Here is a 670-nt window from a genome sequence, read left to right on the forward strand (position 1 = left end):
CTGCGGCAGGCGCACGGCGTTGCCGGGGCCGCCGCCGACGTTGAAGGCGTGGCCCGCCGCGTCGTCGATGCGGGCGAGCGCCGCCCGGTAGACCGCCACCACGTCGCGCACGTGCAGGATGTCGCGCACCTGCCGTCCGTCGCCGTAGAGCGTGACCGCCTCGCCGGCGAGCGCCCGGATCAGGAAGTGGGCGACCCAGCCCTGGTCCTCGTTGCCCAACTGGCGCGGACCGTAGATGCAGCTCATCCGCATCACCGCCGCCGGGACGCCGAAGCTGCGGGCGTAGTCGAGGACGTACTGGTCCGCCGCTGCCTTGGAGCAGCCGTAGGGCGGGTGGAAGTCGAGGGGCCGGGTCTCGCCGATGCCGCGCCGGCGCAGGTCCGGATCGGCCGGCAGATAGGCGTCGCCGACCGCCTCGAGGGCGATGTCGGGCAGGTCGCCGTAGACCTTGTTGGTCGAGGCGTAGAGGAGCGGCACCGGCCGCGCCTGCGCCCGCAGGGCCTCCAGCAGGTTCACGGTGCCGAGGAGGTTGATCTCCATGTCGGCCCGCGGCGCGACGAGGCTCGTCGTCACCGCCACCTGGGCGGCGAAGTGGAACACCGCGCCGGCCTCCGCCACCGCGCGGCCGAGCTCCTGGATGTCGCGGATGTCGGCGACGATCGGGATGATC

1 protein-coding gene is annotated in these 670 nt (G+C 73.4%); it reads right to left on the bottom strand.

The window, feature by feature from the left end; translation table 11 throughout:
- Window positions 1-670 (bottom strand): NAD-dependent epimerase/dehydratase family protein (locus ACU8YC_RS25350; RefSeq protein WP_446896010.1); only part of this gene is annotated, 670 nt, incomplete at both ends.

The organism is Citrobacter sp. VF227 (genome assembly GCF_052950715.1).